Origin of the sequence: Paraburkholderia sp., from assembly GCF_047605525.1 — a bacterium.
In the GTDB taxonomy this organism is placed as follows: domain Bacteria; phylum Pseudomonadota; class Gammaproteobacteria; order Burkholderiales; family Burkholderiaceae; genus Paraburkholderia.
This window is the reverse complement of sequence record NZ_JASGFN010000011.1, coordinates 235142-260665: the sequence shown is the minus strand read 5'-3', so window position 1 is coordinate 260665 and position 25524 is coordinate 235142. Positions and strand designations below refer to the sequence as shown.

Annotated in this window: 24 protein-coding genes and 1 pseudogene; 18 read left to right on the top strand and 7 right to left on the bottom strand. The window is 64.1% G+C overall.

Annotation, left to right across the window (positions count from 1 at the left end; genetic code table 11):
• The first annotated feature begins 14 nt into the window (after positions 1-14).
• Positions 15-696: pseudogene (locus tag QM685_RS18040) on the top strand (FUSC family protein).
• Positions 697-990: 294 nt separating this feature from the next.
• Here the strand turns inward: QM685_RS18040 and QM685_RS18035 are convergent.
• From QM685_RS18035 to QM685_RS18025, 3 genes are all read right to left on the bottom strand, one after another.
• Positions 991-1245 (bottom strand): GlsB/YeaQ/YmgE family stress response membrane protein, encoded by a 255-nt coding sequence (locus tag QM685_RS18035; protein WP_415117753.1) that lies wholly within the window; start codon positions 1243-1245, stop codon positions 991-993.
• Positions 1246-1407: 162 nt separating this feature from the next.
• Positions 1408-2115 (bottom strand): MgtC/SapB family protein, encoded by a 708-nt coding sequence (locus QM685_RS18030; protein ID WP_415117751.1) that lies wholly within the window; start codon positions 2113-2115, stop codon positions 1408-1410.
• 460 nt (positions 2116-2575) lie between these two features.
• Positions 2576-3739 (bottom strand): metallophosphoesterase, encoded by a 1164-nt coding sequence (locus tag QM685_RS18025; RefSeq protein ID WP_415117749.1) that lies wholly within the window; start codon positions 3737-3739, stop codon positions 2576-2578.
• Positions 3740-4251: 512 nt separating this feature from the next.
• Between QM685_RS18025 and QM685_RS18020 the strand changes: the two genes are divergently transcribed.
• A complete protein-coding gene (locus tag QM685_RS18020) occupies positions 4252-4599 on the top strand; it encodes a hypothetical protein (RefSeq protein WP_415117747.1) in 348 nt (115 codons plus the stop codon).
• 78 nt (positions 4600-4677) lie between these two features.
• Here QM685_RS18020 and QM685_RS18015 read toward each other — a convergent pair whose 3' ends face one another.
• The gene (locus QM685_RS18015) at positions 4678-5262 is read right to left on the bottom strand and encodes a malonic semialdehyde reductase (protein WP_415117745.1); all 585 of its coding nucleotides are present in this window, start codon (positions 5260-5262) and stop codon (positions 4678-4680) included.
• Positions 5263-5409: 147 nt separating this feature from the next.
• Between QM685_RS18015 and QM685_RS18010 the strand changes: the two genes are divergently transcribed.
• From QM685_RS18010 to QM685_RS17985, 6 genes are all read left to right on the top strand, one after another.
• Positions 5410-6009 (top strand): alpha-ketoglutarate-dependent dioxygenase AlkB family protein, encoded by a 600-nt coding sequence (locus tag QM685_RS18010; RefSeq protein WP_415117743.1) that lies wholly within the window; start codon positions 5410-5412, stop codon positions 6007-6009.
• Positions 6010-6168: 159 nt separating this feature from the next.
• Positions 6169-7155 (top strand): ABC transporter substrate-binding protein, encoded by a 987-nt coding sequence (locus tag QM685_RS18005; protein ID WP_415117741.1) that lies wholly within the window; start codon positions 6169-6171, stop codon positions 7153-7155.
• A gap of 148 nt (positions 7156-7303) precedes the next feature.
• Entirely contained in the window at positions 7304-8941 is a 1638-nt protein-coding gene (locus QM685_RS18000) for a sugar ABC transporter ATP-binding protein (protein WP_415117739.1), read from the top strand.
• Positions 8938-9993 (top strand): ABC transporter permease, encoded by a 1056-nt coding sequence (locus QM685_RS17995; RefSeq protein ID WP_415117737.1) that lies wholly within the window; start codon positions 8938-8940, stop codon positions 9991-9993. Before QM685_RS18000 ends, QM685_RS17995 begins: the two co-directional genes overlap by 4 nt.
• Positions 9990-11084 (top strand): galactofuranose ABC transporter, permease protein YjfF, encoded by a 1095-nt coding sequence (gene yjfF / locus QM685_RS17990; RefSeq protein WP_415117735.1) that lies wholly within the window; start codon positions 9990-9992, stop codon positions 11082-11084. Before QM685_RS17995 ends, yjfF begins: the two co-directional genes overlap by 4 nt.
• Positions 11085-11714: 630 nt before the next feature.
• Positions 11715-12284 carry a hypothetical protein gene (locus QM685_RS17985; protein ID WP_415117733.1) on the top strand — a complete coding sequence of 190 codons (570 nt, stop codon included), beginning with the start codon at positions 11715-11717 and terminating at the stop codon, positions 12282-12284.
• Between the two features lie 365 nt (positions 12285-12649).
• On the opposite strand, the gene QM685_RS17980 is transcribed toward QM685_RS17985, so the two are convergent.
• The gene (locus QM685_RS17980; RefSeq protein WP_415117731.1) at positions 12650-14983 is read right to left on the bottom strand and encodes a PA14 domain-containing protein; all 2334 of its coding nucleotides are present in this window, start codon (positions 14981-14983) and stop codon (positions 12650-12652) included.
• A 354-nt stretch (positions 14984-15337) separates the two neighbouring features.
• On the opposite strand from QM685_RS17980, the gene QM685_RS17975 reads away from it, so the two are divergent.
• The gene (locus tag QM685_RS17975) at positions 15338-16237 is read left to right on the top strand and encodes a DMT family transporter (RefSeq protein ID WP_415117729.1); all 900 of its coding nucleotides are present in this window, start codon (positions 15338-15340) and stop codon (positions 16235-16237) included.
• Positions 16238-16282: 45 nt separating this feature from the next.
• Here QM685_RS17975 and surE read toward each other — a convergent pair whose 3' ends face one another.
• Positions 16283-17062, bottom strand: a complete 780-nt coding sequence (surE, locus tag QM685_RS17970; RefSeq protein WP_415117727.1) for a 5'/3'-nucleotidase SurE — start codon at positions 17060-17062, stop codon at positions 16283-16285.
• A 153-nt stretch (positions 17063-17215) separates the two neighbouring features.
• Between surE and QM685_RS17965 the strand changes: the two genes are divergently transcribed.
• The 9 genes from QM685_RS17965 (at position 17216) to QM685_RS17925 (ending at position 24436) form a co-directional block, all read left to right on the top strand.
• Positions 17216-18394, top strand: a complete 1179-nt coding sequence (locus tag QM685_RS17965) for an epoxide hydrolase family protein (protein WP_415117725.1) — start codon at positions 17216-17218, stop codon at positions 18392-18394.
• A gap of 337 nt (positions 18395-18731) precedes the next feature.
• Positions 18732-20096, top strand: coding sequence for a sigma 54-interacting transcriptional regulator (locus QM685_RS17960; protein WP_415117723.1), 1365 nt, complete (start codon positions 18732-18734; stop codon positions 20094-20096).
• A gap of 166 nt (positions 20097-20262) precedes the next feature.
• Complete coding sequence (locus QM685_RS17955) at positions 20263-20598, top strand: ArsR/SmtB family transcription factor (protein WP_415117721.1); 336 nt, start codon at positions 20263-20265, stop codon at positions 20596-20598.
• The gene (locus QM685_RS17950; protein WP_415117719.1) at positions 20595-21047 is read left to right on the top strand and encodes an SRPBCC family protein; all 453 of its coding nucleotides are present in this window, start codon (positions 20595-20597) and stop codon (positions 21045-21047) included. The genes QM685_RS17955 and QM685_RS17950 overlap by 4 nt, the downstream gene beginning before the upstream one ends.
• A 55-nt stretch (positions 21048-21102) precedes the next feature.
• Positions 21103-21741 (top strand): glutathione S-transferase family protein, encoded by a 639-nt coding sequence (locus tag QM685_RS17945; RefSeq protein WP_415117717.1) that lies wholly within the window; start codon positions 21103-21105, stop codon positions 21739-21741.
• Positions 21742-21751: 10 nt separating this feature from the next.
• Positions 21752-21979, top strand: coding sequence for a hypothetical protein (locus tag QM685_RS17940; RefSeq protein WP_415117715.1), 228 nt, complete (start codon positions 21752-21754; stop codon positions 21977-21979).
• Positions 21980-22004: 25 nt separating this feature from the next.
• Complete coding sequence (locus QM685_RS17935; RefSeq protein ID WP_415117713.1) at positions 22005-22949, top strand: aldo/keto reductase; 945 nt, start codon at positions 22005-22007, stop codon at positions 22947-22949.
• 115 nt (positions 22950-23064) lie between these two features.
• Entirely contained in the window at positions 23065-24006 is a 942-nt protein-coding gene (locus QM685_RS17930) for a metallophosphoesterase family protein (protein WP_415117711.1), read from the top strand.
• Positions 24007-24145: 139 nt separating this feature from the next.
• On the top strand, positions 24146-24436 hold the full coding sequence (locus QM685_RS17925; RefSeq protein WP_415117781.1) for a cupredoxin domain-containing protein: 291 nt from the start codon (positions 24146-24148) through the stop codon (positions 24434-24436).
• A gap of 19 nt (positions 24437-24455) precedes the next feature.
• Here QM685_RS17925 and QM685_RS17920 read toward each other — a convergent pair whose 3' ends face one another.
• Positions 24456-25523, bottom strand: coding sequence for an FUSC family protein (locus tag QM685_RS17920; protein WP_415117709.1), 1068 nt, complete (start codon positions 25521-25523; stop codon positions 24456-24458).
• Position 25524 lies beyond the last annotated feature (1 nt).

Sequence of the window (25524 nt, the reverse complement as noted above, 5' to 3'; positions counted from 1 at the left end):
CCCCACCCCTCGCGGTGGGGTTTCGGCGTTTACCGGCCGCTATCGTTCAGACAGAGAAAAAACGCCCGCACGTCATAAAAGCCAAAGATAGCTGGAAGCCATCACTCACCAAAATCGCCGGTTTTGAAGCGACGCGCACGTTCGTCGCGTTCGAGGATCCGGCGACGCGTTCGTGCAGTCATCATTTCGCGCGATTGAACGGTGAATTCATGGATGCGTGTGCGCGTCTCCATGCACTGCATCAGTTGCTAAAGCGTCTGCGCACCAGCGGTTTCGCATCGATACTTGTAGCAATCGAACCATACCTCGATGAACTCGCAGCTGTGCTCGAATCGCAACAGCACGCGAGAGTCGACGCATCTCGTATGGCTGGCAGACTTGCGCGTCTTACGAACGAGCCTGCTAATGCACATGCGTGAAGCGAAACGACCACTGGAGGTTGCATCCGCCGACTCGCTTGCCGATTTATGCAGAGCGAACCGCCACGAAAGCCGCCACATAAGTTGGACCAGCAACTTCGTTGTCTTATTCGTCTTCGTGTGCCCCGCAGTGGTTATTGCAATCGCTGGTTTATTCTGGATTGCCACCGATTGGCAGAGCGGGAGTTTTGCTGTGGTCGGCGCAACGCTGGTTTGCGCGCTGACATCGACCGCGCCTGCTAGCGGCGTTCGTCTTCGCGGTGGTTTTTCCGGCTGATATGCGCTGGCCAACGACGTCGTCGCGCAAAAACGCGTCACCGCGCCGAAGGCGAAAACGCAAGAATGCATCGGTTCACTGAGCTTCTGCAACATCTATTTCGGCAGCTGGACTGCACCGCGTGTCATACCTCCATGACGCGCAATACCTGTCGCGAACATTGGCGAGCGACGCTGATTGTCGGAACGCATTGCGATGGGGAGGCCAGACATTGCATGACGCTGGAAGCATTCACAAAAGAAAAAGCGCCAGCGGTGAAAACCGGCTGGCGCTTCATGACATCGGATACCGTGCTCAGGAACCTCGTCGTACGAGCCGGATGATAAACAGCAGAATGACCGCGCCGATCACGGCGGTAATGATCGAGCCGATCCAGCCGCTGCCGAGCGAAATGTGCAGCACGCCGGCGAGCCAGCCGCCGATGAACGCGCCGACGATCCCGACGATGATGTCGACGATCAGGCCGAAGCCGCCGCCCTTGACGAGCACACCCGCGAGCCAGCCCGCGATCGCGCCGATGATGAGCCATGCAATGACGCCGTGTTCCATATTCGAGACTCCATGGTTGAGTGTGAAAAAATCACGGTGATAGAGCTTAATCGAAGGTTATGGGACAGTCCATGTTCGGGACGCGGAATTAACACTGTCTGAATCTGCCGCAAGCTAAGTGTAGACGATGCACGCGAATAAAGGGAATTCGTGCGCCGTGCGTCACTCGGGCGTCGGCTCCGCTTCCTTGGCCGTCCAACTGACGCTGGAAACGCTTTTTTCCATGCTGAGGCGGCTTGCCATCTGTTCGAGCTTCGACTGATCCTTGGGATGCAGCTTGAGCGTCGCGGTCACGCGGATGCGTCCTGGATCGCTCTCGACGTCCTCGCTCGTCAGGCTCTGGAACGACAGCGGCGCCGAATACATCGAGTTGGAAATCGCAGTGCGAATGTGAATCTCATCGGCTTCGCGGCAGACGATCATCAGCACGTATTCGCGAACGAGATCGGCATTGTCAACCGGCGTGGCGTTGATCGTGCGGCTGACTTCACGCAGCACGGTATTGGTCAGCAGCACGACCCCGGTGCCCGCGAGCGCCGGTCCGTAGTGTCCCGCGCCGCTCAATACGCCTACCGCCGCCGAGCACCACAGCGTCGCCGCGGTGTTGATCCCCTGGATCGAGCCTTTGTCGCGCATGATGACGCCGCCGCCGAGAAAGCCGACACCCGATACCACATACGCGGCGATCTGCGTGATGCCGCTCGTGCCATTGCCGGTCAGCACGCCGAGTGTAACGAACAGACAGGCGCCGCTCGCGACGAGCGTGATCGTGCGCAGGCCGGCATTGCGCTGCCGCATTTGCCGTTCGAGGCCGATTGCGACGCCGCAGGAGAAAGCGGTCAGAAGCCGCAGGAAGAATTCGAGTGTCATCGTTCAGAAAGGTTGGGGCGCGTGCTGTCGCAGTGTGAAGCCTACGCGTGACGGCGTCGCGGCGTCTACCGTCGTTTTGTGGCAGGCACGAGCGTGATCGCGCGTGACGAAACGCCAGGCGAAAAGAGAACCCGCTACGCTCAACGCGCGCGGCGCCGGCAGTACGCGAATATGAATGAAACGGGAGCGACGTGCGCGATCCAACCCAAGGGCAGGACGGCGACAGGGAAGACTGACGCGGAAATCCTGCCGATCAGGCGATCAGGCAAATCGACGCTCGACGAGTACGACTGCTACTGTCCAAGATCGTGATTCCGGTTAATTGAATGGGGCGGATTTTAGGGGGCCGCGCAAAGGTTAGTCAAGCCGGCGGAAGAAAGCCTGGGGCTCCTTGGGAACGGAGTACTTTCCATCGGTGAATATGGACAAGCCACTCATTCACCGACGCGATGTTCTTCGCTCAATCCGGCTCGCCCGGCACGAGCCGTACACGCGTAATCTCCGAAGGCGCGCCAAGCCGCTTCGGCGGTCCCCAATAGCCGGTTCCCCGGCTCGTATATACCCACAGTCCATTCAGCCGCGCGAGACCCGCCGTAAACGGCTGCTGGAGTCGCACGAAGAAATTCCACGGAAAGAACTGACCGCCGTGCGTATGGCCGGACAGTTGCAGCGTAAAGCCCGCCGCCGCGGCCGCTTCGGCCGAGCGCGGCTGGTGGGCGAGCAGCACCCGGATCAGCACGTCGACCGGTGCACCGGCGAGCGCCGCGGCCGGATCGCTGCGATGCGCCGGGTCATGATGGCCCGCGGAGTAATCGGTGACGCCGGCAATTACCGCGCGCGCGCCGTCATGCTCGACGACGACGTGCTCGTTGAGCAGCACCTGTAAGCCGAGGCGGCGGAATTCGTCGATCCACGAGTTCGCGCCGGAGTAGTACTCGTGATTGCCGGTCACGAGAAACGCGCCATGCCGCGCGCTGAGCCGCGACAACGGCTGCGTATGTCTGCTCAGTTGCGGCACGCTGCCGTCGACGACGTCGCCGGTCACCGCAATCAGATCCGGCTTCAGCCGGTTCACCGCGTCGACGATCGCGTCGACATAACGGCCCTTGATCGTCGGGCCGACGTGAATATCGCTGATCTGCACGATCGTGAAACCGTCGAGCTCGCGCGGCAGATCGTCGATCGGCACTTCGATCGTCACGACGCGCGCGCGGCGCCGCGCATTGATGAGGCCGATCAGCGTCGACAGCAGTGCCAACAACGGCACGGCCGCCGCCGAGCCGGTTCGCCAGTGGCCGATGGCGAGCGTGTTCGGCCAGATCGCATCGATCGTCAGTAGCGAAGCGAGCACGAGGTCGCGCGCGAACGTCAGCACCAGCAGCGACGAAAAGAAGCCCATTGCGAGCAGGCCGACCCATGCGAGCCGGTCGCCGAGCGGCTGCCGCTTGATGCCGCGCGCCATCATGCCGACCGGGATCAGGAAGATCGACAGCACGAGCCATAGCGCGCACAGCCAGCGGCCGGTCGCGCTGATCGGCATGTCGGGAATCACGCGCAAGCCGACGTAGATATGCAGCAGGATGCCAATCAGGATGATGCGGACAAGAAACGATGAACGGCGCATAGAGAGGGTCGGGGCGGGAAGGGACCGGGAGGGCCGGGCTCAGAAGGCACGCGGCGACCGGTTGGCGGGCAATGCAATGGATTCGCGAGGCCTCACGAACCCGGCGAATCATTCTACCGGCATGTTCGGACCCTTGCTGGCGCCGCAAAATTCGTGCTTCGGCCCGCTGTACGGCGGGCCGGCCGGAAGGTGTCCGGCGGCGTCCGAAGGGCTTCCACGGGCTTCCACGGGCTTCCACGGGCTTCCACGGGCTTCCACGGGCTTCACGAAGCCGGGCGCAATAAATGCTTCACGACAGATGAGCAGGGCCGCGCGCGACGCGTTTAAATGCCTATGCAAGCTAATTAAATGGGCTTTGAATTGTATTCTCGCGTGGACTATGCTTCACGTAAACCAGCGTGTTTTCCGGGCCATCGCAGCGGCACCGAAGGGTCATCGCAGCGTGGCCAGCGCGGTTCGGCCGCGGCTGGTTCTGTCGCCGGGAAAGAGGCCGGCGAGGGGGGAGACGCACCATGAAGCTGCTCAAATTGGGCCACGAGCCGCGTCACACGCACGACGCGCATCATGGTCATCATGCGCACCACGTCGGGCGCGAGGGTAGTCACGTGATGCTGCCGCTCGTCGGCATCTCGTTGATGGCGGTCGCGCTCTACGTCGGCGTGCGCAATATCGACTTCTCCGAACTCGGCAAGAGCGCGTTATTCGACGTGGTGATGGTGTGCGTCGCGCTGGGCATCGCGGGACTGTTCGGCGTCGTCGGCGCGTGGCTGCGCTCGAACGGCGATGAAGCCGACGAAGGTTTCTGCTTTGTCGGCGCGCTGATCGGCACCGTGGTGTTTTATATCGCGGTGCTGATCTGACGCGAATCCACCGCGGCGCGCGACGCACGGCGTACCCAACGGCCCTCGAACCATCATCGGGCAATCATCGAAAAAGCATCAAACGATGCGCGCCGCTTCGTCGAACGAAAAACGCGGACTGCGCGGAAACAGTTTCGACGCGTCGCCGTAACCCAGGTTGATCAGGAAATTCGATTTGACGGTCGTGCCGGCGAAGAACGCTGCGTCGACCTTCGCCGCGTCGAAGCCCGACATCGGCCCGGTGTCGAGACCGAGCGCGCGAGCGGCGAGAATCAGATAGCCGCCTTGCAGCGTCGAATTGCGAAAGGCCGTATCCGCGATCAGGCGCTCGTTGCCGGCGAACCAGGCGCGCGCATCCGCGTGCGGAAAGAGCTTCGGCAGATGCTCGTAAAACGCCATGTCCATGCCGACGATCGCCGTGACCGGCGCGGCCATCGTTTTCTCGAGATTGCCCGCCGACAACGCCGGGCGCAGCTTTTCCTTGCCCTCCGGCGTCTTGACGAACACGAAGCGGCCCGGGCTCGAATTGGCCGAAGTCGGCCCGAGTAGCGCGAGTTCGATGAGTTGGTGGAGCACGGCGTCGTCGACGGGCCTGTTCTGCCAGCCGTTGTGCGTGCGTGCTTCGCGAAAGAGCTGATCGAGCGCCTGATCGGAAAGAGTCATGACAGTGGTCCGTGCGAAAAAAGAGGAGCAGGGCGAAACGCGGCGAACCGCGTCGAATGACGGAACAACGCGCGCGGGTGAGCGTGCGCGCCGTTGTCGCCATAATAGCCAGGGTTCTCACTAGTTCGCTTGCGCCCACGTATTCCGATGAACGATCTTTTCAACGACCTGCCGACCCCCGACGTCGACTGGTATCCCGACTGGCTCGCGCCGGCTGCGGCCGCGCAGATGCTGACGCGCCTGATCGACGAAGTGCAATGGCGCCAGGACATGATGGGCACGCCCGCCGGCCGTGTCGCGCTGCCGCGACTGACGGCATGGCAGGGCGAGCCGGATGCCGTGTACGTCTATTCGGGCATTCGCAACGTGCCGCAACCGTGGACGCCGGCCGTCGCCGAACTGAAGGCCGCCGCCGAGGCGACGAGCGGCGCGCGTTTTAACAGCGTGCTGCTGAATCGCTACCGCAGCGGCGCGGACAGCATGGGCTGGCACGCCGACCGCGAGCCCGAACTCGGCAGGCAGCCGGTGATCGCGTCGGTGAGCCTCGGCGTCGCGCGCACGTTCGATCTGCGGCACAACCGAACCGGCGTCGTGCAATCGTTCGCGCTGAAGGGCGGCAGCCTGCTCGTGATGAAGGGCGACACCCAGGCTCAGTGGCGACACCGGGTGCCGAAGGAGCCGCGCGTGAGCGGCGAGCGCATCAATCTGACCTTTCGCTGGGTAACACCCGGAACCGCCGTATGCTGATTCCGGGCGCTATACCAAAAATGATATCGACCCCGCGAATCATATGATTGGACGGTTAACGCCTCGCACAGTACGCTACAGCACGATCCACGCACCGTGAGGGCCGCGAGGGCTGGGCAGGTCGCTGGGTCGCTATACAACAACGATCAGGAGACAGTCATGGCGAATACACGACGTGCCGCGTGTCGCGCTCTGGGCGCGCTTGCGCTTTCCGCGAGCCTCGGTGCACTGACGCTGGCCACGCCCGGCGCGCATGCCGAGGACAAGCAGATCACGCTCGGTTTTGCACAGGTCGGCGCGGAAAGCGCATGGCGCACCGCGAATACCGAATCGGTCAAGTCGGCGGCGGCGGACGCGAAGATCAGGCTCAAATTCTCCGACGCCCAACAGAAACAGGAAAACCAGATCAAGGCGATCCGCTCGTATATCGCGCAGAAGGTCGACGTGATCGCGTTCTCGCCGGTGGTCGAATCGGGCTGGGAACCAGTGCTGCGTGAAGCGAAAGCCGCGAACATTCCGGTGATCCTGACCGACCGCAACATCGACGTGAAAGACCAGTCGCTGTACGTGACGATGATCGGTTCGGACTTCCTCGAGGAAGGACGGCGCGGCGGCCACTGGCTCGAGGATCACTACAAGAACGATAAAGGCCCGATCAACATCGCCGAACTGCAGGGCACGGTCGGCTCGGCGCCGGCCAACGACCGGCACGCGGGCCTGATGGAAGTGATCAAGAACGATCCGAAGTTCAGGATCATCGCGTCGCAGAGCGGCGACTTCACGCTCGCCGGCGGCAAGCAGGTGATGGAAGCCTTCATCAAGACCTACGGTAACAAGATCAACGTCGTGTATGCACATAACGACGACATGGCGCTCGGCGCGATCCAGGCGATGGAAGAGGCCGGCATGCATCCGGGCAAGGACGTCACCATCGTGTCGTTCGACGCGACCAAGGGCGGCTTCCAGGCGATGGTGGCGGGCAAGATGAACGTCGACGTCGAATGCAGCCCGCTGCTCGGACCGCAACTGATGTCGGCCGTGAAGGACGTCGTGGCCGGCAAGCAATTGCCGAAGCGCATCGTCACGGAAGAGACCGTCTTCCCGATGAGCGTCGCCGCGCAAACGCTGCCGCAGCGCAAATACTGACGCGGCCGACGCGCCGTACGGACAGATCGAACGGGTTTCTCCAGTGGTGCCTGACCGCCCGGGCTGCTTCGGCAGCGGGCGGTCTCTTTTCAGGAGCATGCCGCTGGCGGAATCCGCCGACCCACGCATAGCCGATCGAGCGAGGTCCATGAGCCATTCCGCTTTCGAACCGAATCAGCCGGGCCAGCCGACACGCGGCGCGCACAGCCCGCAGGATGGCGCGAGCGCGCGCGAGCCGATCCTCGCCACCTCCGGCGTCAGCAAGACATTTCCGGGCGTGAAGGCGCTGCAAGGCGTCGATTTCCGCCTGTTCCCCGGCGAGGTTCACACGCTGATGGGACAGAACGGCGCCGGCAAATCGACCTTGATCAACGTGCTCACCGGCGTGCTCGCACCCGATGCCGGCACGATCCGCCTCGGCGGCGAAACGGTCGCGTTCGCGTCGCCGCAGGAGGCGGAGGCGGCCGGCGTGCGCACGCTGTACCAGGAAGTGAACCTGTGCCCGAACCTGTCGGTCGCGGAGAACATTTTCGCGGGCCGCCAGCCGCGCCGGTTCGGCGCGATCGACTGGCCCGACATCAAACGGCGTGCCCAGGCCGCGCTGGCGCGCCTCGACGTCACGCTCGACGTCACGCGCTCGCTCGACGCGTATCCGATCGCGGTGCAGCAGATGGTCGCGATCGCGCGGGCGCTATCGGTCGACGCACGCGTGCTGATCCTCGACGAACCGACCTCGAGCCTCGACGACAGCGAAGTCGCGCAGCTTTTCAAAATCCTTCGGCATCTGAAGCACTCCGGCATCGCGATCCTGTTCGTCACGCACTTCATCGAACAGACCTACGCGATCTCCGACCGCATCACGGTGATGCGTAACGGCGAGCGTGAAGGCGAATATCTCGCGCGCGATCTGCCGGCCGATCAACTGGTCGCGAAGATGGTCGGCCATGAGCGCATGAGTGCGCGTCTGCGCGAAGCGGCGCATGAAGGACAGGCCGCCGACGATCCGCGGGACATCGCGGAGGATTCGCCGTCGCATGCGCCACTCGCGCAGACCGCGGCGCCGTTCGTCGAGCTGCGTGGGGTCGGCCGGCGCGGCACGTTGCAGCCGATCGATCTCGACGTGCAGGCCGGCCAGATTCTCGGCCTCGCGGGTCTGCTCGGCTCGGGCCGCACCGAAACCGCGCGCCTGCTATTCGGCGCGGACCGCGCGGACAGCGGCACGATCCTCGTCAACGGCCGGCCGGTGCGGCTGCGCTCGCCGCGCGATGCGGTGCGCCACGGCATCGGCTATTGCGCGGAAGACCGCAAGAAGGAAGGCATCGTCGCCGAACTGTCGATCCGCGAGAACATCGTGCTCGCATTGCAGGCGCGGCGCGGCTGGTGGCGCAAGATCGGCCGGCAGCGTGCGCGCGAGCTCGCCGACGTGTGGATCGAGCGACTCGGTATCAAGGCGTCCGACGCCGAACAGCCGATTGCATTGCTGTCCGGCGGCAACCAGCAGAAAGCGCTGCTCGCGCGCTGGCTCGCGACCGATCCGAAGCTGCTGATACTCGACGAACCGACGCGCGGCATCGACGTCGCCGCGAAGTTCGACATCATGGACCGGCTGCTCGCGCTGTGCGCGAACGGTCTCTCCATCCTGTTCATTTCATCGGAGATCAGCGAGGTGCTGCGCGTGAGCCACCGCGTCGCGGTGCTGCGCGACCGCCGCAAGATCGCCGAGGTCGCCGGCAAGGCGTCCAACGAGGACAACATCTACCGACTCATCGCAGGGAGCTGCGAATGAAGCTATCGAACTGGTTCGCGCGCGACGGGGCCGAGCGCCAGCTATTGTGGCCCTGCGTGACGCTCGCGTTGCTGTTTGGGCTGAATCTGCTGGTCAATCCGCATTTCCTCGCGCTGCGCATGCTCGACGGCCACCTGTTCGGCGCGCCGATCGACATCCTCAATCGCGCCGCGCCGCTCGTGCTCGTCGCGATCGGCATGACGCTCGTGATCGCGACGCGCGGCATCGATATTTCGGTCGGCGCGGTGGTCGCGATCGCGGGCGCCGCGGCCGCGACGATCCTTGCGACGCAGGCCGCGCCGAGCGGCGCGCTGGTCGCGCAGGCGCTCGCGGCGGCGCTCGTCGTCGGGTTGCTGAGCGGCATGTGGAACGGCGTGCTCGTGTCGTTCGTCGGCATGCAGCCGATCATCGCGACACTGATCCTGATGGTGGCCGGCCGCGGCATCGCGCAACTGCTGACCGCCGGGCAGATCATCCCGATCGGCGCGCCGGCTTATCTGTTCGTCGGCGGCGGCTACTGGCTCGGCGTGCCGTGCTCGGTGTGGATCGCGACGGTGGCGGTGCTCGCGACCGCCGCGCTCGTCGAAGGAACCGCGCTCGGGCTCTTCATTCGCGCGATCGGCGTCAATCCGGTCGCGACGCGCCTCGTCGGACTGCGCTCGAAAGCGATCGTGTTCGCGGTGTACGGCTTCTCCGGTTTGACCGCGGCGATGGCCGGCATCCTGATCAGCTCGAACGTGCGCAGCGCGGACGGCAACAACGCGGGGCTGCTGCTCGAACTGGACGCGATTCTCGCGGTGACGCTGGGCGGCACGTCGCTGCTCGGCGGCCGCTTCAGCTTCGCGGGCACGGTGCTCGGCGCGCTGATCATCCAGACGCTCACGTACACCACCTATTCGATCGGCGTGCCGCCGGAAGCGACGCTCGTCGTCAAGGCGGCCGTCGTGCTCGCGGTCAGCGTGATCCAGTCGCCGGCGGCGCGTACGCTCGCGGTGTCGTTCGGTACGTCGCTCGTCAGATCGCGCGGGGCGGCACGCGGGGTGACACGATGAGGCGCCTTTTCGAAGCGCTCGCACGTGTGGTCGATCCGCGCACGCTGCCGATCGCGGTGACGATCCTGCTGTTCTGCGCGCTATTCGGCTTCGGCTCGGTGATGTACACCGGCTTCTTCTCGTGGCAGGTGCTGCTCGACCTGCTCGTCGACAACGCGTTCCTGCTGATCGTCGCGATCGGCATGACGTTCGTGATCGTGTCGGGCGGCATCGATCTGTCGGTGGGCTCGGTGGTTGCGCTGACGACGATCGTCGAGGCGGTGCTTTCCGAACATATGCATCTGTCGGTGTGGATCATCATTCCGATCGTGCTGCTGATGGGTACCGTGTTCGGCGCGGTGCAGGGCGCGCTGATTCATTTCTTCCGCTTGCAGGCCTTTATCGTGACGCTGGCGGGGATGTTCTTCGCGCGCGGTCTGTGCTTTCTGATCACGACGCAGTCGATCACGATCACCGATCCGACGTTCCAGAAGATCTCGGCGTTTCGTCTGAACGTCGGTGTCGGTTCGGTGTCGGCGAACGTGCTGATCGCACTCGCGGCGCTTGTGGCCGCGATTTATGTCGCGCATTTCACGCGCTTTGGACGTAACGTGTATGCGGTCGGCGGCAATCCGCGTTCGGCGCTGCTGATGGGGCTGCCGGTCGCGCGCACGCGCGTCGGCGTGTACGCGCTGAGCGGTTTCTGTTCGGCGCTCGGCGGTGCGGTGTTTACGTTCTACGTGCTGTCGGGTTATGGACTGCAAGCGCAGGGGATGGAGCTCGATGCGATTGCGGCGACGGTGATCGGCGGCACGTTGCTGACGGGCGGTGTCGGTTATGTGATCGGCTCGCTGTTCGGGGTGGGCATTCTCGGCACGATTCAGACGTTGATTACGTTCGACGGCACGCTGAGTTCGTGGTGGACGCGGATTGTGATCGGTGCGCTGCTGTGCGCGTTCTGTTTGCTGCAACGGTTGATCGAGCGGCATGCGAAGTCGGTGACGCGCTCGGGAGGAACCGGCGCGGTGGCGACGACAGCGCGTGCGCATGGGCATACCGGGACGTCGGCGCCGGAGTCCGATTCGCAGGTGTTGGGGCGGGCGCCGGGGTAGGGAACGGCAGGGGAACAGTAAAGGCCTATGTCTTGCGGCGGCGCTTCATCACGATCGAAAGGATGAAGCCAGCCGTAACGAGGATCGCCCCGATCAAAACATGCTCCCCGGCATGAATCGTGAGGTCATTTCATCATTTCTCGACATGGCTGGGTGTTCGAGTTTAATCCTCTATCTGGATACACAGGCAATATCGATGGAAAGAGCGGCAAGTTTTTGTCGTTGTGGTAATACGGGTGATTGACGCGGCGGCACGACATACCATATGAAAATGCGGCGCAGCGGATTTTCCGTGCGCCGCGTTTTTTTCGGGCTTGAGCGATGGGCTTTGACTTCATTGGAACTGGTTGGTCTGAAATGTAGATCCGGTTCGCACCAGTGCATAACGTCCAGCTAGGAACATTCCTAAAAAGTTTAAAGCCTTGTAAAGATTGATATTGAGATAGCTACAGGGCTACGTGTGAGTTGCTACGATGCGGGCTTTACCGGGAACAGTAGCGGAGTACGGATGTTTTTTAGCCGCGAAATTACGTGCATAAAGGATGAGTCGAGATTTGAGCGCGCTCTACAGTGGCATAAGGAGATTGACAGGCAACTCACCCACGAGGGACTCGACGAAATGCACGGGTATTGACTGCCGCCCATGAGGATTTTGTGGAACGGACAAGGCCTGAGTCGTGGACATCGAATAGCTGGGACATGCATCACCTGCGGGGTCTGTTAGGACGTATCAATCCCGTGGGGCTGCGGATCGACATGATGAGCGATCTTGAGGTGGCCAGGGCAATGACTGACCAAAAACCGGCATACGCCACGTTTCATGTAATGGGTGATTCTGTCGTTCCCGCCTTCTGGACCGGCTACTTCGATGTGAAACCCGACATCGCCATTATCAAGGGCGAACCGTTTACCACGCCTTCCGGACGCGTTAGCCGCACGCCCGGCCGCGTGGGATTGTGGGGCTTCGGGAGTAAAGCATTCGTTGTCAGCGACGCGCTTGAGCCGCATCTGCGATTTCTTGTTGAACGACTTGACCTTGCACGCCCGGATCTTCATGAGACGCTAAAGCGCAAGGGGGTCAAGGTTCGCTTCTGGTGCTATTGGGACAAACAGATTGGCAATCGTGTGCCAGATGTTCCAAACGACATTCGCGCGATGATGGAGGCACTAGGCGGCACGATCGAGATTGACGGGTACTGATGGTGCTAGCTGCTCGTTGGGCAACGAAATCACCTGGAACAAAGGGCAGACCTAAATGGAAACTGGTGTGACCAGAGTCATAGGCAATGTGGATTTATGAATCCGACACACAGCAGAGCATCCCGGTTTTCCGTATTAGTCGAAGCAGACAGCGCGGCAAAGTAGTGAAAGATGTCCATTGAAGTCGAGCAAGGGCTATCTGCGCGTTTCGTTTCCTTGAAATATCGAAACTAACCCATCAGGAGTTCCCCACACAAAAAAACGCGACGCACGACCCCCCATGCGCCGCGTTCATTGTCACCACCCGGCCGGCGTAGCAGACTCACCTCCACCCCAACCGGCCACCCACAACAATCACTTGTCCTTCAGCTCGCCGTCACCAGCGAATCCGACGGCACGATCTTCAACGTCCCCGGGCCGCCCGCATCCGGATTCGACCACAGCAGATGCATGCTCGCCGCACCGGTACCGTGCACATACTCGACCTTGATCGACGCGCGCTGCTTCGCGGCAAGCCAGATCTTGCCGGTCGCGGTGGCCTGCTTCGCGCTCTTCTTGTCGATCACCTTCACGCCGTTGATCCACAGACGCGCGACATTATCGCTATCGATCGAGAACGTATAAGTACCGTCCTGCGTCGCCTTGATCGCGCCGGTCCAGCGCACGCCGTAGTTGGTCGCATTCACGCCGGCCGATGCGTCGGGTGAATCGGTGCCGCGCTCGGTGTTCAGGTCGAAATCGATCATCGGCGTAATCGACGTCTTGACGGGCGCCGCGCTGAACGTCGGGTCGTTGTAGTACGCAACCTGCAACACCGGCAGCCTGACGTCGAAGCCGCCCGTCAGCGCCTGCGTTTCCGAGGTCTGCCACGGATGGCCGTCCGGGTAGATCGTCCCCTGGAACGGCGTCGCCGGTTCGACGGTGGCGGGCGCGTCCGGCACCTGGCCCCAGTGGAAACGCGTATTGGTGCGGCCGATCATCAGCTCCCACACGATGAAGCCCGTCGTGCCGCCGTAGTTCGCGACGATGCCCGGCATCGTTTGCCCCGTGGTGCCCTCGAAGCCGCGTTGCAGCGTCTCGGAGTTCAGCGCGTTGATGCTGCTGCCGTTCACCGGCCCCGTATACGGATTGCCGTACGGATGGAACGCGTAGAAGTCCGAGAAGTACGTGCCTTCATCCTCCTGCACCTGCGGCGCGTTGATCGGCTGCGTCGCGCCCGCGTTGAGAATCGCGATGCGCGCGTCGTTCATCAGCACCGCGCGCGTGTTCTGCAACGCGCCGTTGCCGCTGCAGCCGGGCTCGTTCATCGTTTCCCAGAAGATGATGCGCGGGTCGTGGCGATGCGGCGCGACGAAATCGGTGATGTAGCTCGCGAGGCTCTGCTTGTACGTGACCGACGCATTCGACGCGCTCGCCTGGAAGTACGCCTGCTCGACCGGCGTGCCCGGCGACTGCACCCATCTGCTGTTATGCACGCCCCAGATCGGCGCGCCCTGCGGCCCGTATTGCGGGGTCGCGTTCCAGCAGTCGTCGTAGAAGATCGGCGAGACCTTGATGCCGTGGCGCGCGGCGATCTTCAGCAGGTTCTCGAACTTGCTGAGGAACGCGACGCGGTCGTTGGCCCACACGAGGTAGTGCAGGTACACCGCAATCGTGTTCATGCCGTACGTTTGCGCGTACGTCAGTTCGCGGTTGACGATCTCGGGATCGTAGTTCTCCCAGAAGTCGATCGCGTTGACCGCGTTGGACGGCGTGTAGACCGCGCCGACGACCTTAGAGAAATCGTAGCTCGGCGACGTCACGGTCGGATAGGTATGGATCGTGATGTTGCTGAACGTCGCCCCGACACCGAAGCGCCGCACGCCGAAGCTGCCCGACTGGAACGCCGCGGGCAGCGCGTTGGTCGCGTCGTTCGCGCTGACCACGCGCTGGCCGTCGAGGTCGACGAGGATCGCGTTGCCGCTCGTCGTCACCTTCAGGTGATGCGTGCTGCCGCCGACCACCGTGCTCACCGGATACTGGATGAAATTGGTCCAGTTGTTGTTCTGGCGGCCGACCACGACCGAGTGCGTGCCGGTGTCGAGGCCGATGAAGTAGCCGGTCAGGCTGTCCGGACCGCCCGCGCTCGGGTTCGTCGTGCGCACGATGAAGCCCGCGTTCGCGGCGCCCGTGCCGACCGGCGCGGTGACCGTCACGTCCGCTTCGTACGACGCGGTCGCATAGGTGCTCGCGAGCGCCACGGCCTTGTCGCCGGCGCCGGTGCCATTGGTCGCCGGCGCATCGATCGTGATCGTCGACGTGTTCGCGCCGGGGCGCCAGCCATCGGTCGAGCCCGGCGCGAGGTAGCTCGTGAAATCGCCGAACGAGAGGGTGGTCGTCGAGACCGGCGTCGGCGGCGCGGGCGGCGCGGGCGGCGTGTAGGGCGCGAGGTTCAGCATAGGGTCGGCGATCACGAGCGGCGGAGTGGTCGTTTTCATCCCGACCGGGATCGCGCTGGCGGCCTTGAACTCTTTCTGCACATCGGCCGCGTCGGCTTGCGCCGCGGCGGAAGCCGACGCCGAAGAGGCCGCGGAAGCCGCGGTCGCATCGATCGCATTGACCTGTTTGTTGGCGGAAGCGGACGCGTTCGGCGAACCATCGTTGCCGCCGCACGCGCTCAGCATGGCGAGTGTCGTCGCCAGCACGAAGTAATTGCGCACCTTTATCTCCTGAGGTCCCCGCTTAATTGATGGTCATAATTATTATTAAATTCGCATACAGCCTTGGAGTCTGAAAGCATGGCTGTAAGGATGCGGAAATTGATATGAATAATATTATTAGTTGCGCGAGCCTGTATTGGTGGATACCCGGAATTGCCATATCGGGGGCGGCGAGTTAGACGCGCGGAGGCGGGCGCATGGGTGATGCGGAATGAATCGATGAGTTACGCGGAAGGCTGCCGGTCGCGTGGAGCGCGCGGGCATAATCGATATTCGCTGTCATATCGGCGCGGCAGGTTGAGGTCGTTGCGCCGACATGACGATGCGTTGCCGCGCACTTTCCCAGGACCCTTCATGCCGCCCGTTGCCGCCGTCCGTTCAACCGCTGTGCCGCTGCGCAGCGTGGCGCTGATCCTCGTGTCGATGTTCTGTTTCGCGCTCGTCGACGCGTTGGCGAAATCCGTCGCGCTCGGCTATCCGGCCAACGAGGTGACGTTCTTCCGCATGCTGTTCGGGCTGTTTCCGGCGGTGGCGCTGTGCATGCGCGGCAAGCCGCTCGCCGCGCGTTTGCGGCAACTGGACGTGCGTGGACAGACCATCCGCGCGCTTACGCTGCTCGGCGCGTCCGGTCTGTTTTTCGCCGGCCTGCCGTATATGCCGCTCAGCGAGGCAGTGGCGATCGTTTATTCGGAGACCCTGCTCGTGATCGTGCTGGCGCCGCCGCTGCTGAAGGAAACGCTCAAGCCGCGCGACGCGCTGGCCGCCGCGGTCGGCTTCGCCGGCGTGCTGTTCGTGGTGCGCCCGGACGGCTCGCATTCGAGCTGGCTCGGTCCCGTGCTGCTGATATCGAGCGCGTTGTGCGGCGCGTTGTCGATCATCCAGATCAAGCGCATCCACGCCAGCGACGATTCGGGCACGACGGTGCTGTACTTCACGGCGCTCGGCACGATCGTGATGGGTGCGTCGCTGCTTTTCGCGTGGCGCACGCCGTCGTTCGAGGCGCTCGCGATCATGGCGCTGCTCGGCGCGTTCGCGACGGCCGGCCAACTGCTGATGACGATGGCGTTTCGCGGGGCCGATGCCGGCGCGCTCGCGCCGTACAACTACACGAGCATCGTATGGGCGGCGCTGTTCGGCTATGTGGTGTGGGGCGAGACGATCGGCGCGATGTCGCTGCTCGGGATCGCGCTGATCGTCGGCAGTTCGATCGTGGTTGCGATGCGCCGCAAGCCGGAAGAAGGGCCGCTGGTGTAATGCGGTTCCGGGCCGCGTGCCGCTCGCCGCATCCTCGAAAAAACCTTAGCGCAACGACGCAGCGAGCCGCGAGAAAGTGGCTTCGTCGGTGCGATCGAACGCGAGCGGCGTGACCGACACGCGGCCCGCCGCCACCACCGCCGTTTCGCTGTCGGGATCGTTGGCGCGCGCGCCGCGCTGAAAGCGCAGCCAGTGATACGCCATGCCGCGCGGGTCGACCTGCGGCAGCACGTCGATGTCTTCGACGAGCCCGACGCCTTGCCGCGTCGGCGTGAGCGGACCGGCGTCGGCCGCGTCGACGTCGGGGAAGTTGATGTTCAGGCAGACCGGCGCGGCGTGTTCGATCGCGAGCAACTGGCGGATCACGCCGGGCGCGAGCGTGCGCGCGGTATCCCAGCGCACGCGCTCGCGATCGCGGAAGGTCTGGCTCAGCGCGAACGACGGCAAGCCGAGCAATAGGCCGGTCATCGCCGCGCCGACCGTGCCGGAGAACATCGTCTCGACGCCGAGGTTGCCGCCGCGATTGACGCCGGAGAGCACCAGCGTCGGCGGCGTATCGCGCATCAGATGACGCACGCCCATCACGACGCAATCGCCGGGCGTGCCGGTCACGCCGAAGCGGCGCTCGCCCTGGCGGCTTACCCGCAGCGGCGAATGCAGGCTGATCGAATGCGACGTACCGCTCTGATCGTGCTCGGGCGCGACCACCCAGACTTCGTGCGCGAGCTCGGCGGCAATCGCTTCGAGCACGGCGAGGCCGGGCGCGTCGATGCCATCGTCGTTCGTCAGCAGCACTCGCGGCACTTTGGATTCGTAAGCGGACATCGCGTCAATCTCCTCTCGTGTGTCTCGTGTGAATGCGGATGCCCATTATCCGGCTTTCGTCCAACGCGCGTACGATGGATCACTTCGCGATGACTTCGCGCGCGGCCGCGCAGGCACCGCGCATTTCCGCCAACCGTTGCCGGACGAACCGCCATGCAGATAGAACCGTTTGAGATTGCCATTGCCGAGCAGGACCTCGACGATCTACGCCGCCGCCTTCGCGCGACCCGCTGGGCGCCCGCGACACCCGCGCCCGCGTGGCAGCAGGGCGCCGACGCGGCGTGGCTGCGCGAGCTCGCGACCTATTGGGCGGGGCAGTTCGACTGGCGCGCGGCCGAACGCAAGCTGAACCGGCTGCCGCAATTTCTCGCCGACGTGAACGGGCAGACCGTGCACTTCGCGCATCGGCGCGGCGCGGGGAACGCGCCCGGATTTGAACCTTATCCGCTCGTGATCACGCATGGCTGGCCCGGCTCGTTCTTCGAGTTTCATGCGCTGGTCGACCAGTTGTGCGACCCGGCCGCGTTCGGCGCCGATCCCGCCGATGCATTCGACGTCGTCACGCCGTCGCTGCCGGGCTTCGCGTTTTCTCCGGCGCCCGCGCAGCCCGGCACCTCCGCGTTTCAGGTCGCGGACCTGTGGGCGTCGCTGATGCGCGGCCTCGGCTACGAGCGCTTCGGCGCGCAGGGCGGCGATCTCGGCGCGGGGGTGTCGATCGCGCTTGCCGCGCGTCATCCGCAAGCCGTCGACGGCATTCATCTCAACTTCCTGCCGAGTTCGTACGAGCCCGCGATCGGCGCGGCCCGGCAGCCGCTTACGGCGGCCGAGGAAAACTATCTGCGCGAGAAGAACGACTGGGCCGCGCTCGAAGGCGGCTACGCGCATCAGCATGCGACGAAGCCGCTGACCGTGGCCGCGTCGCTCAACGATTCGCCGGTGGGACTCGCCGCCTGGATCGGGGAGAAGTTTCGCGCGTGGAGCGATTGCGGCGGCGACGTCGAGTCCGTGTTCTCACAGGACGAACTGCTTACCAACATCTCGCTCTACTGGTTCACGCAATGCATCGGCCCGGCCATGCAGATGTACTGGGAGAACCGCCTGCAACCGATGCGTTTCGCCGACGGCCAACGCATCGACACACCGCTCGGCTTCGCGCTGTTTCCAAAAGAGATCAATCATCCGCCGCGTAGCTGGCTCGAAAGAACTTTCAATGTCGTGCAGTGGAGCGAGATGGCAAGCGGTGGACATTTCGCGGCGATGGAGGAACCCGCTTTGCTCGCGACCGAGATTCGCCGGTTCTTCAGACCGCTGCGTGCGAACGGATCGCGCTAGTGGGACGCGGCCTGCGAACCGCGTATGACAGGTCGCGAGGGGGTCCCGCCGCACCAGCTACGGAACCAATCATTAAATATGGTCAAGACGCGTTGAAAGCCGGGCGTCGGCACGTATGATCGATTCGTCCGTTCAATACGTATCAGGCTGCTGACGGCCGTGCGTCAACCACCTTAGCCACTCTTCGCAGATATCCGCACATGGGCCGGCGTGCAATCGGGGCGGCGCGGCCATGAGAACCTTGGAGCGACGCAACAGGCGAGAGGCTGCGGCGCAACAGGCGGCGCAACCTGTCAAGGCGACCGTCAGAACAGCCGCAGCAGGAGATGCAGGAACAATGCAGAAAGTGAAGGCCTATCCGAGGCGTGTGATCTATTTCACGCGCGATCCCGCTCCGCAACTGCTGGCGGATATCCAGAAACGCGATTGGGAAGTCGAAGTCATCGACTCGGTTCACGATGTGCGGCATGCCGTGCAGGACGGCGCACCGGCAGGCGGTCTCGTCGATCTCGCGAGCGTGCTCGAATCGCACGACGCGTCCGCGCTGCAAACCTGCCTCGCGCTGCCGAACGTCGGCTGGGTCGCGATGGCCGAAACCCCGCAACTCGACGATCCCATCACGCGCCGGCTCGTGCGCGACTACTGCTTCGATTACGTGACGCTGCCCGCCGCGAATACGCGCATCGTCGATACCGTCGGCCACGCATGCGGGATGATCTCGCTCGGCGAGCCGGCGCTCCTCGACACGGCAAGCGCCGAAGGCGAAATGATCGGCACCTGCGACGCGATGCTCGCGCTGTTCCGCTCGATCCGCAAGGTGGCGACCACCGATGCACCCGTCTTCATCTCCGGCGAATCGGGTACCGGCAAGGAACTGACGGCCGCTGCGATCCACGCCCGCTCGACGCGCCGCAAGGCGCCGTTCGTCGCGATCAATTGCGGCGCGATTCCGCCGCATCTGTTGCAGTCGGAACTGTTCGGTCACGAACGCGGCGCGTTCACCGGCGCGAATCAACGGCGCATCGGCCGGGTCGAAAGCGCGAACGGCGGCACGCTGTTTCTCGACGAAATCGGCGATCTGCCGTACGAGAGTCAGGCGAGCCTGCTGCGCTTCCTGCAGGAAAACACCATCGACCGGCTCGGCGGCCAGAGTTCGATCGATGTCGACGTGCGCATCATCTGCGCGACGCACGTCGATATGGAAGCGGCGATCGAGGCGGGACGCTTCCGCTCCGACCTGTACCATCGGCTGTGCGTGCTGCGCATCGACGAACCGCCGCTGCGCGCGCGCGGCAAGGACATCGAGCTGCTTGCGCTTTACGTGCTCGAACGTTACCGCAAGGACGCGAGCCGGCGTCTCCACGGGTTCTCGCCCGATGCGATCACGGCCATGCACGCGTACGACTGGCCCGGCAATGTGCGCGAGTTGATCAACCGGGTGCGGCGCGCCATCGTGATGTCGGAAGGGCGCACGATCACCGCCGAAGATCTCGAGCTCGGCAACTTCACGGCGGTGTCGACTACGACGCTCGCGCAGGCGCGTGAATCCGCCGAGCGGCAGGCGATCGAACTCGCTTTGCTGCGCCATCGCGGACGGCCGTCCGACGCCGCGCGCGAACTCGGCGTTTCACGCGCCACGCTGTACCGGTTGATCGCCGCGCACGGCATGCGCTACGGCGAGGAAAGCGAAGTGCGGCATTGACGCCGCCGGCATTTTTTTCGTCTGGCTCAGAATATCTCTACGCTTTCGCGTGCCGCGCGAAAGCGCTCACGGATGGTTACGCAACCGCGCGCCGGCCCCGGCGTTCTTCGCGAACAAGCTCGATAAAAATCTTGACGCCGCGCGGTCATCTCCTATAGTTCACCACATGGTGAAGTATCCAGTCAATCAACTCGATCGTACGTTTGCCGCGCTCGTGGATCCGACGCGGCGGGCCATCCTCGCGCGTCTCGAACGCGAGCCCGGCCTGTCGATCACGGAAATTGCGCGTCCGTTGCCGGTGAAGCTGCCGGCGGTGATGAAGCATCTCGACGTGCTGAGCGATGCCGGTCTGATCGCGCGCACGAAGCACGGGCGAACCGTGTCGGTCGAACTCGTTGCCGGTCCGATGGAAGAGGCGATGGCGTGGCTCAGGCGTTATGAGCGTTTCTGGTCCGCGAGTCTCGACCGGCTTGCCGATTTTGTCGAAGGAGAAGACGGATGACCAGCGAGAAGCCCAGTCTGACGATCGTGCGGCGCCTGAAGGCGCCGCCGGCGCGGGTCTACGCGGCATGGACGCGCCCCGAGCTGATGGTGCGCTGGTGGGGACCCGACGGCGGTCCGGTGCTGAGCGCCGAGGCCGATCCGCGCGTGGGCGGGCGCTTTCGCGTGGTGTTCCAGACGCTGAACGGCGAAACGCATGATTGCCGCGGCGAATATCGCGAGGTCGAGCCCGATCGCAAGCTGGTCTTCACGTGGGAGTGGGTCACGATGCCCGAACGGCGCTCGCTGGTGACGATCGTATTGCGCTCGATCGACGAGGGCACCGAGCTGAATTTCACGCACTCGCAATTCGCCGACGAAGCGGCGCGCGACGATCACCGGATCGGCTGGACCGGTTCGTTCGGGAAGCTGGAGACGCTGCTCGCGGAGCTGGCAGGCGAAGCCGGCTGAAACGGCACACCGGATACTCGACGCGCCATCACATCAACGCATACCGAGGTCGAACATGAAGCTCTACTACGCTGAAACGCTCGCTCCGCGAAAAGCCTGCGCGGTGGCCGGCTATCTGGATCTGCCGATCGATTACGTGTTCGTCGATCTGCGCAACGGCGAGCACACGAAACCGGACTATCTCGCGATCAATCCGAACGGCAAGGTGCCGGCGCTCGTCGACGGCGAGCACCGGCTGTGGGAAGCCGATGCGATCCTCTGCCATCTCGCGCAGCGCGCGCAATCCGCGCTATGGCCGCGCGACGCGCAGCAGCAGATCGACGTCGTGCGCTGGATGAGCTGGAATAGCCAGCATCTGTACCGGCACGCGGGCGCGCTGTACTTCGAACATCTCGTCAAGCCGTGGATCGGACCCGGCGCGCCCGATCCGGCGAAGGTCGCGCAAGCGCAGGCATTTTTCCGCAGGCATGCGGCGGTGCTCGATCAGCATCTGAAGGGACGCAAGTGGCTGCTCGGCGACGATCTGTCGGTGGCGGATTTTTCCGTCGCTGTCCCGCTGCCTTATGCGCAGGTCGCGGCGATGCCGCTCGACGAATTCCCCGAAGTGCGGCGCTGGCACGATCAGTTGAATGCGTTCGACGCATGGCGCAATCCGTTTCCCGCGCGCACGGAAAAGGCCGTGGCGCACGCCTGAGGAGCGAGCTATGTGCTGCGTCGTCGTTGCGTTGAGCATGACGCTGCTGGCCGGCTGGCGACACCTGTCGACGATGCTGGCGGGCCGGTTGCGGCGCCTCGCGTTCGTCGCCATCGCGATTGGCGCAGCAGGCGCGTCCGCGATGGCGGCCGATCGATTCGCCGCGTCCGGCGCCGCGCAGTCGTCGTGGGCGGCACGCCTGAGCGGCATGCCGATCTGCGCGCGGCTGATCCGCTAGCGGGCGTGCAGGAACCTCTCACACCATGACCCCTCCGACGAACCACGACACCCGGCGCCGTTTTCTGCGCACCGCGATCGGCGTGCCGGTCTCGCTTGCGTTGCCGCAAATCGCGTGGGCGCAAACCGGCGCCACTGCATTACCCCGCATCACGCAGCGTGTGATTCCTTCGAGCGGCGAGCGCCTGCCGGTGATCGGCTGCGGGACGTGGCGCACGTTCGACGTCGGCGACGATCCCGCCGCCCGTGCGCAACTTGCCGACGTGCTGCGCATCCTGTTCGAAGCGGGCGGCTCGGTGATCGATTCGTCGCCGATGTACGGCTCTTCCGAAGCGGTCGCGGGCGCGTTGCTCACGCAGCTCGACGCGCACGGCAAGGCGTTCGTCGCAACCAAGGTCTGGACCGAAGGGCGCGCGGCCGGCATCGCGCAGATGGAGGAATCGCTGCGGCGCTTTCAACAGCCGCGTATCGATCTGATGCAGGTCCACAATCTGCTCGACTGGCGCACGCAACTCGCGACGCTGCGCGACTGGAAAGCGCGCGGACGGATTCGCTATCTCGGCATCACGCATTACACGTCGAGCGCGTTCGACGAAGTCGCGTCGGTGATGCGCGGCGAAAAACCCGATTTCGTGCAGATCAACTATGCCGCAGACGACCGCGCGGCCGAGCAGCGGATCCTGCCGCTCGCGGCGGACCTCGGCATCGGCGTCGTGATCAATCAGCCGTTCGGCGGCGGCGGACTGCTCGCGCGCGTGATGAAAACGCCGGTGCCCGCATGGGCCGCGGAAATCGGCTGCACGAGCTGGGCGCAGATTCTCCTCAAGTTCGTGCTCGCGCATCCGGCGGTGACGGTCGTGATTCCCGGCACCGGGCGGCCTCGATATATGGCCGACAACGTGCGCGCCGGTTCGGGACCGTTGCCCGACGACGCAATGCGCGCGCGGATCATCGCGGCGGTGGGCGGATGACGCAGAAAACGCGGGAATAAACCACGCACCCCGTCAGTCATGCCTCATGAAACGGCTCGCAAGGGCCGCGGGACGATCTCGCGGCGGTTCTGCGAATCCTTCTCGTGAGGTCATCATGTCGTCACATCATTCATTCGATCCGGCGCGGCGCGGCGCGTTGAAATGTCTTGCGTTCGGCGGACTGGGCACCGTATTCATGCTGTCGGGCGGTGTGCTCACGCCGGTGGAACTCGCGTTCGCCGCCGACGCGAAAACCGCGCCGGCCGCGGGCGTGCCGTTGTTCGTGCAGATCAGCGACACGCATATCGGCTTCAACAAGGAAGCGAATCCCGACGTGGCCGGCACGCTCAGGCAGACGATCGACTTCGTCAACGCGATGCCGGCGAGGCCGCCGCTCGCGATTCACACCGGCGACATCACGCATCTGTCCAAAGCCTCGGAGTTCGATCTCGCGGCCCAACTGCTGGCGGGGCTCAGGATCACCGAACTGCATACCGTGCCGGGCGAGCACGACGTGACGGACGGCCCCGGCATCGAGTACTTCAACCGCTTCGGCAAGGCCTCGGCTAACCGCGGCTATTACAGCTTCGACCATCGGGGCGTGCATTTCGTCGGCCTCGTCAACGTGATGCATTTCAAGCCGAACGGCCTCGGCGGTTTCGGCGACGAACAGCTCGAATGGCTCGAAAACGATCTGAAGGGGCGCTCATCGAGCACGCCGATCGTCGTGTTCGCGCATATGCCGATGTGGACGATCTACGCGCCGTGGGGGTGGGGCACCGGCGATGCGGGTCAGGCGATGAGCTATCTGAAGCGCTTCGGTTCGGTGACGGTGTTGAACGGCCACATCCATCAGATCGTGTCGAAGGTCGAAGGCAACGTCACGTTTCACACCGCGCGCTCGACCGCCTATCCGCAGCCGGACGCTGGCCACGGCGAGGGCCCCGGCCCGCTGAAGGTCGCGAGCGACCAGTTACCGAAGATGCTCGGCGTGACGAGCGTCAGCATCGCGCGTCATCCGCTGAAGGCGACGCTCGACGACGCGACGCTCGCATGACGCTTGCCTTTTCCCATACTTTTCCTGGCTCAGGAGACCCCTCATGCTGACCGATCTGATCGCGCGCGTGCTGCTCAACCTGCTTGGCAGCCTCGTGATTCTCGCGGCATCGGCGGGGCTAGGCGCCGCGCAAACGCAGATGAAGATGCAGACGCAGAAAGAAACTTCGGTCCCGTCGCCAACCCCGAACGCGGTGGTCATCAGGAACTTCATGTTCATGCCGATGGCATTGACGATCAAGGCCGGCTCGACGGTCACATGGAAGAACCTCGATGGCGAGCCGCACACCGTCGTCAACGACGCCGGCATGTTCCGCTCCGCCGCGCTCGATCAGAACGACACGTATCAGTTCAGATTCGACAAGCCGGGGGTGTACAGGATCTTCTGCGGCATCCATCCGAACATGAAGGCGACGATCACCGTGCAGTGAGCGGTGCAACGGACGACGCTCACGCGGTATGCAGATCGCTCAGGCGGCACAGCAGAATCCCGTAGCCGGTCAGGTGCCCGAGGTACACGCTCGTGAACACATTGGACGCGGGCAGATCCCCGATCAACTGGCGCAGGTCTTCCATGTGCAGCGGCGGCGCGGCCAGCGGCGCACGTTCGACCCGCAGGTCCGCCGCCTCGGCCAGTTGCCGGTGCGCGGCGACGAGCCTCGCGAGCCGCGCGAGAAACGCTTCGCGCCACGACGCATCGAGCGCGGCGAACTGTTCATGGAACGTGTCCAGGGTTTCGAGAAAGTTGACCAGCGTATCGAACGTCTCCTGATAGCACGCGAATACCGGCAGCCGTACCTTGTTGCGCTTCAGGTGCGGCGACACCCATGCCTGCTCGCTGTCGATTTTCAGCAACTGATGCGCCTGCTTGAGGTTCGTGCTCAGCGTGCGCAACTGCGTGGCGGTGGCCTTGATCCGCGCCTTCCCGAGCTGGCCGGCCGCCAGTTGCGCGACGACCTCGGTCGCCTGCTCGTTGCCGTCGTTGACGAGCGTGTTCGCCCAGTAGCCGTGATCGGGCGGAAACGCGATCTGCTGGAGGATGAAGCCGAGGAACATGCCGAGCACGACGCCGATCAGCCGCTGTTCGAGCAGCGGAATATGTTCGCCGGTATAGAGCACGAGCGTGATCGGCACGGTGATGCTCGTCATCTGGAACAGCGACGGCCGCAGCGCGACGATGCTGAAGATCACGACCGGCAGCAGCGCCGCGCCCAGCCACAGATGCGGCGCGGTGAGCCAGATCAGCAGCGTGCCGATCGGCATCGCCACCACGTTCGAGAACACGCGCTTGTAGAAGTAGCTACGGGCTGCCGAAATCGAGCTGCCGAGGGCCAGCGTCAGCATCGTCGAACCGGCGAGCGGCACGGCCGCGTCCGGATAGCCGAGCAGATAGGGAATGCCGAAGCCGATCCACAGGCCGAGTGTCAGCTTCGCGTACTTGGCGGTTTCGGAGAGGGAAAAACGCGCGAGCCCGCGGCGAAAAGGTGTGAGCGGCTTGTGCTGATACACGTTGGACATG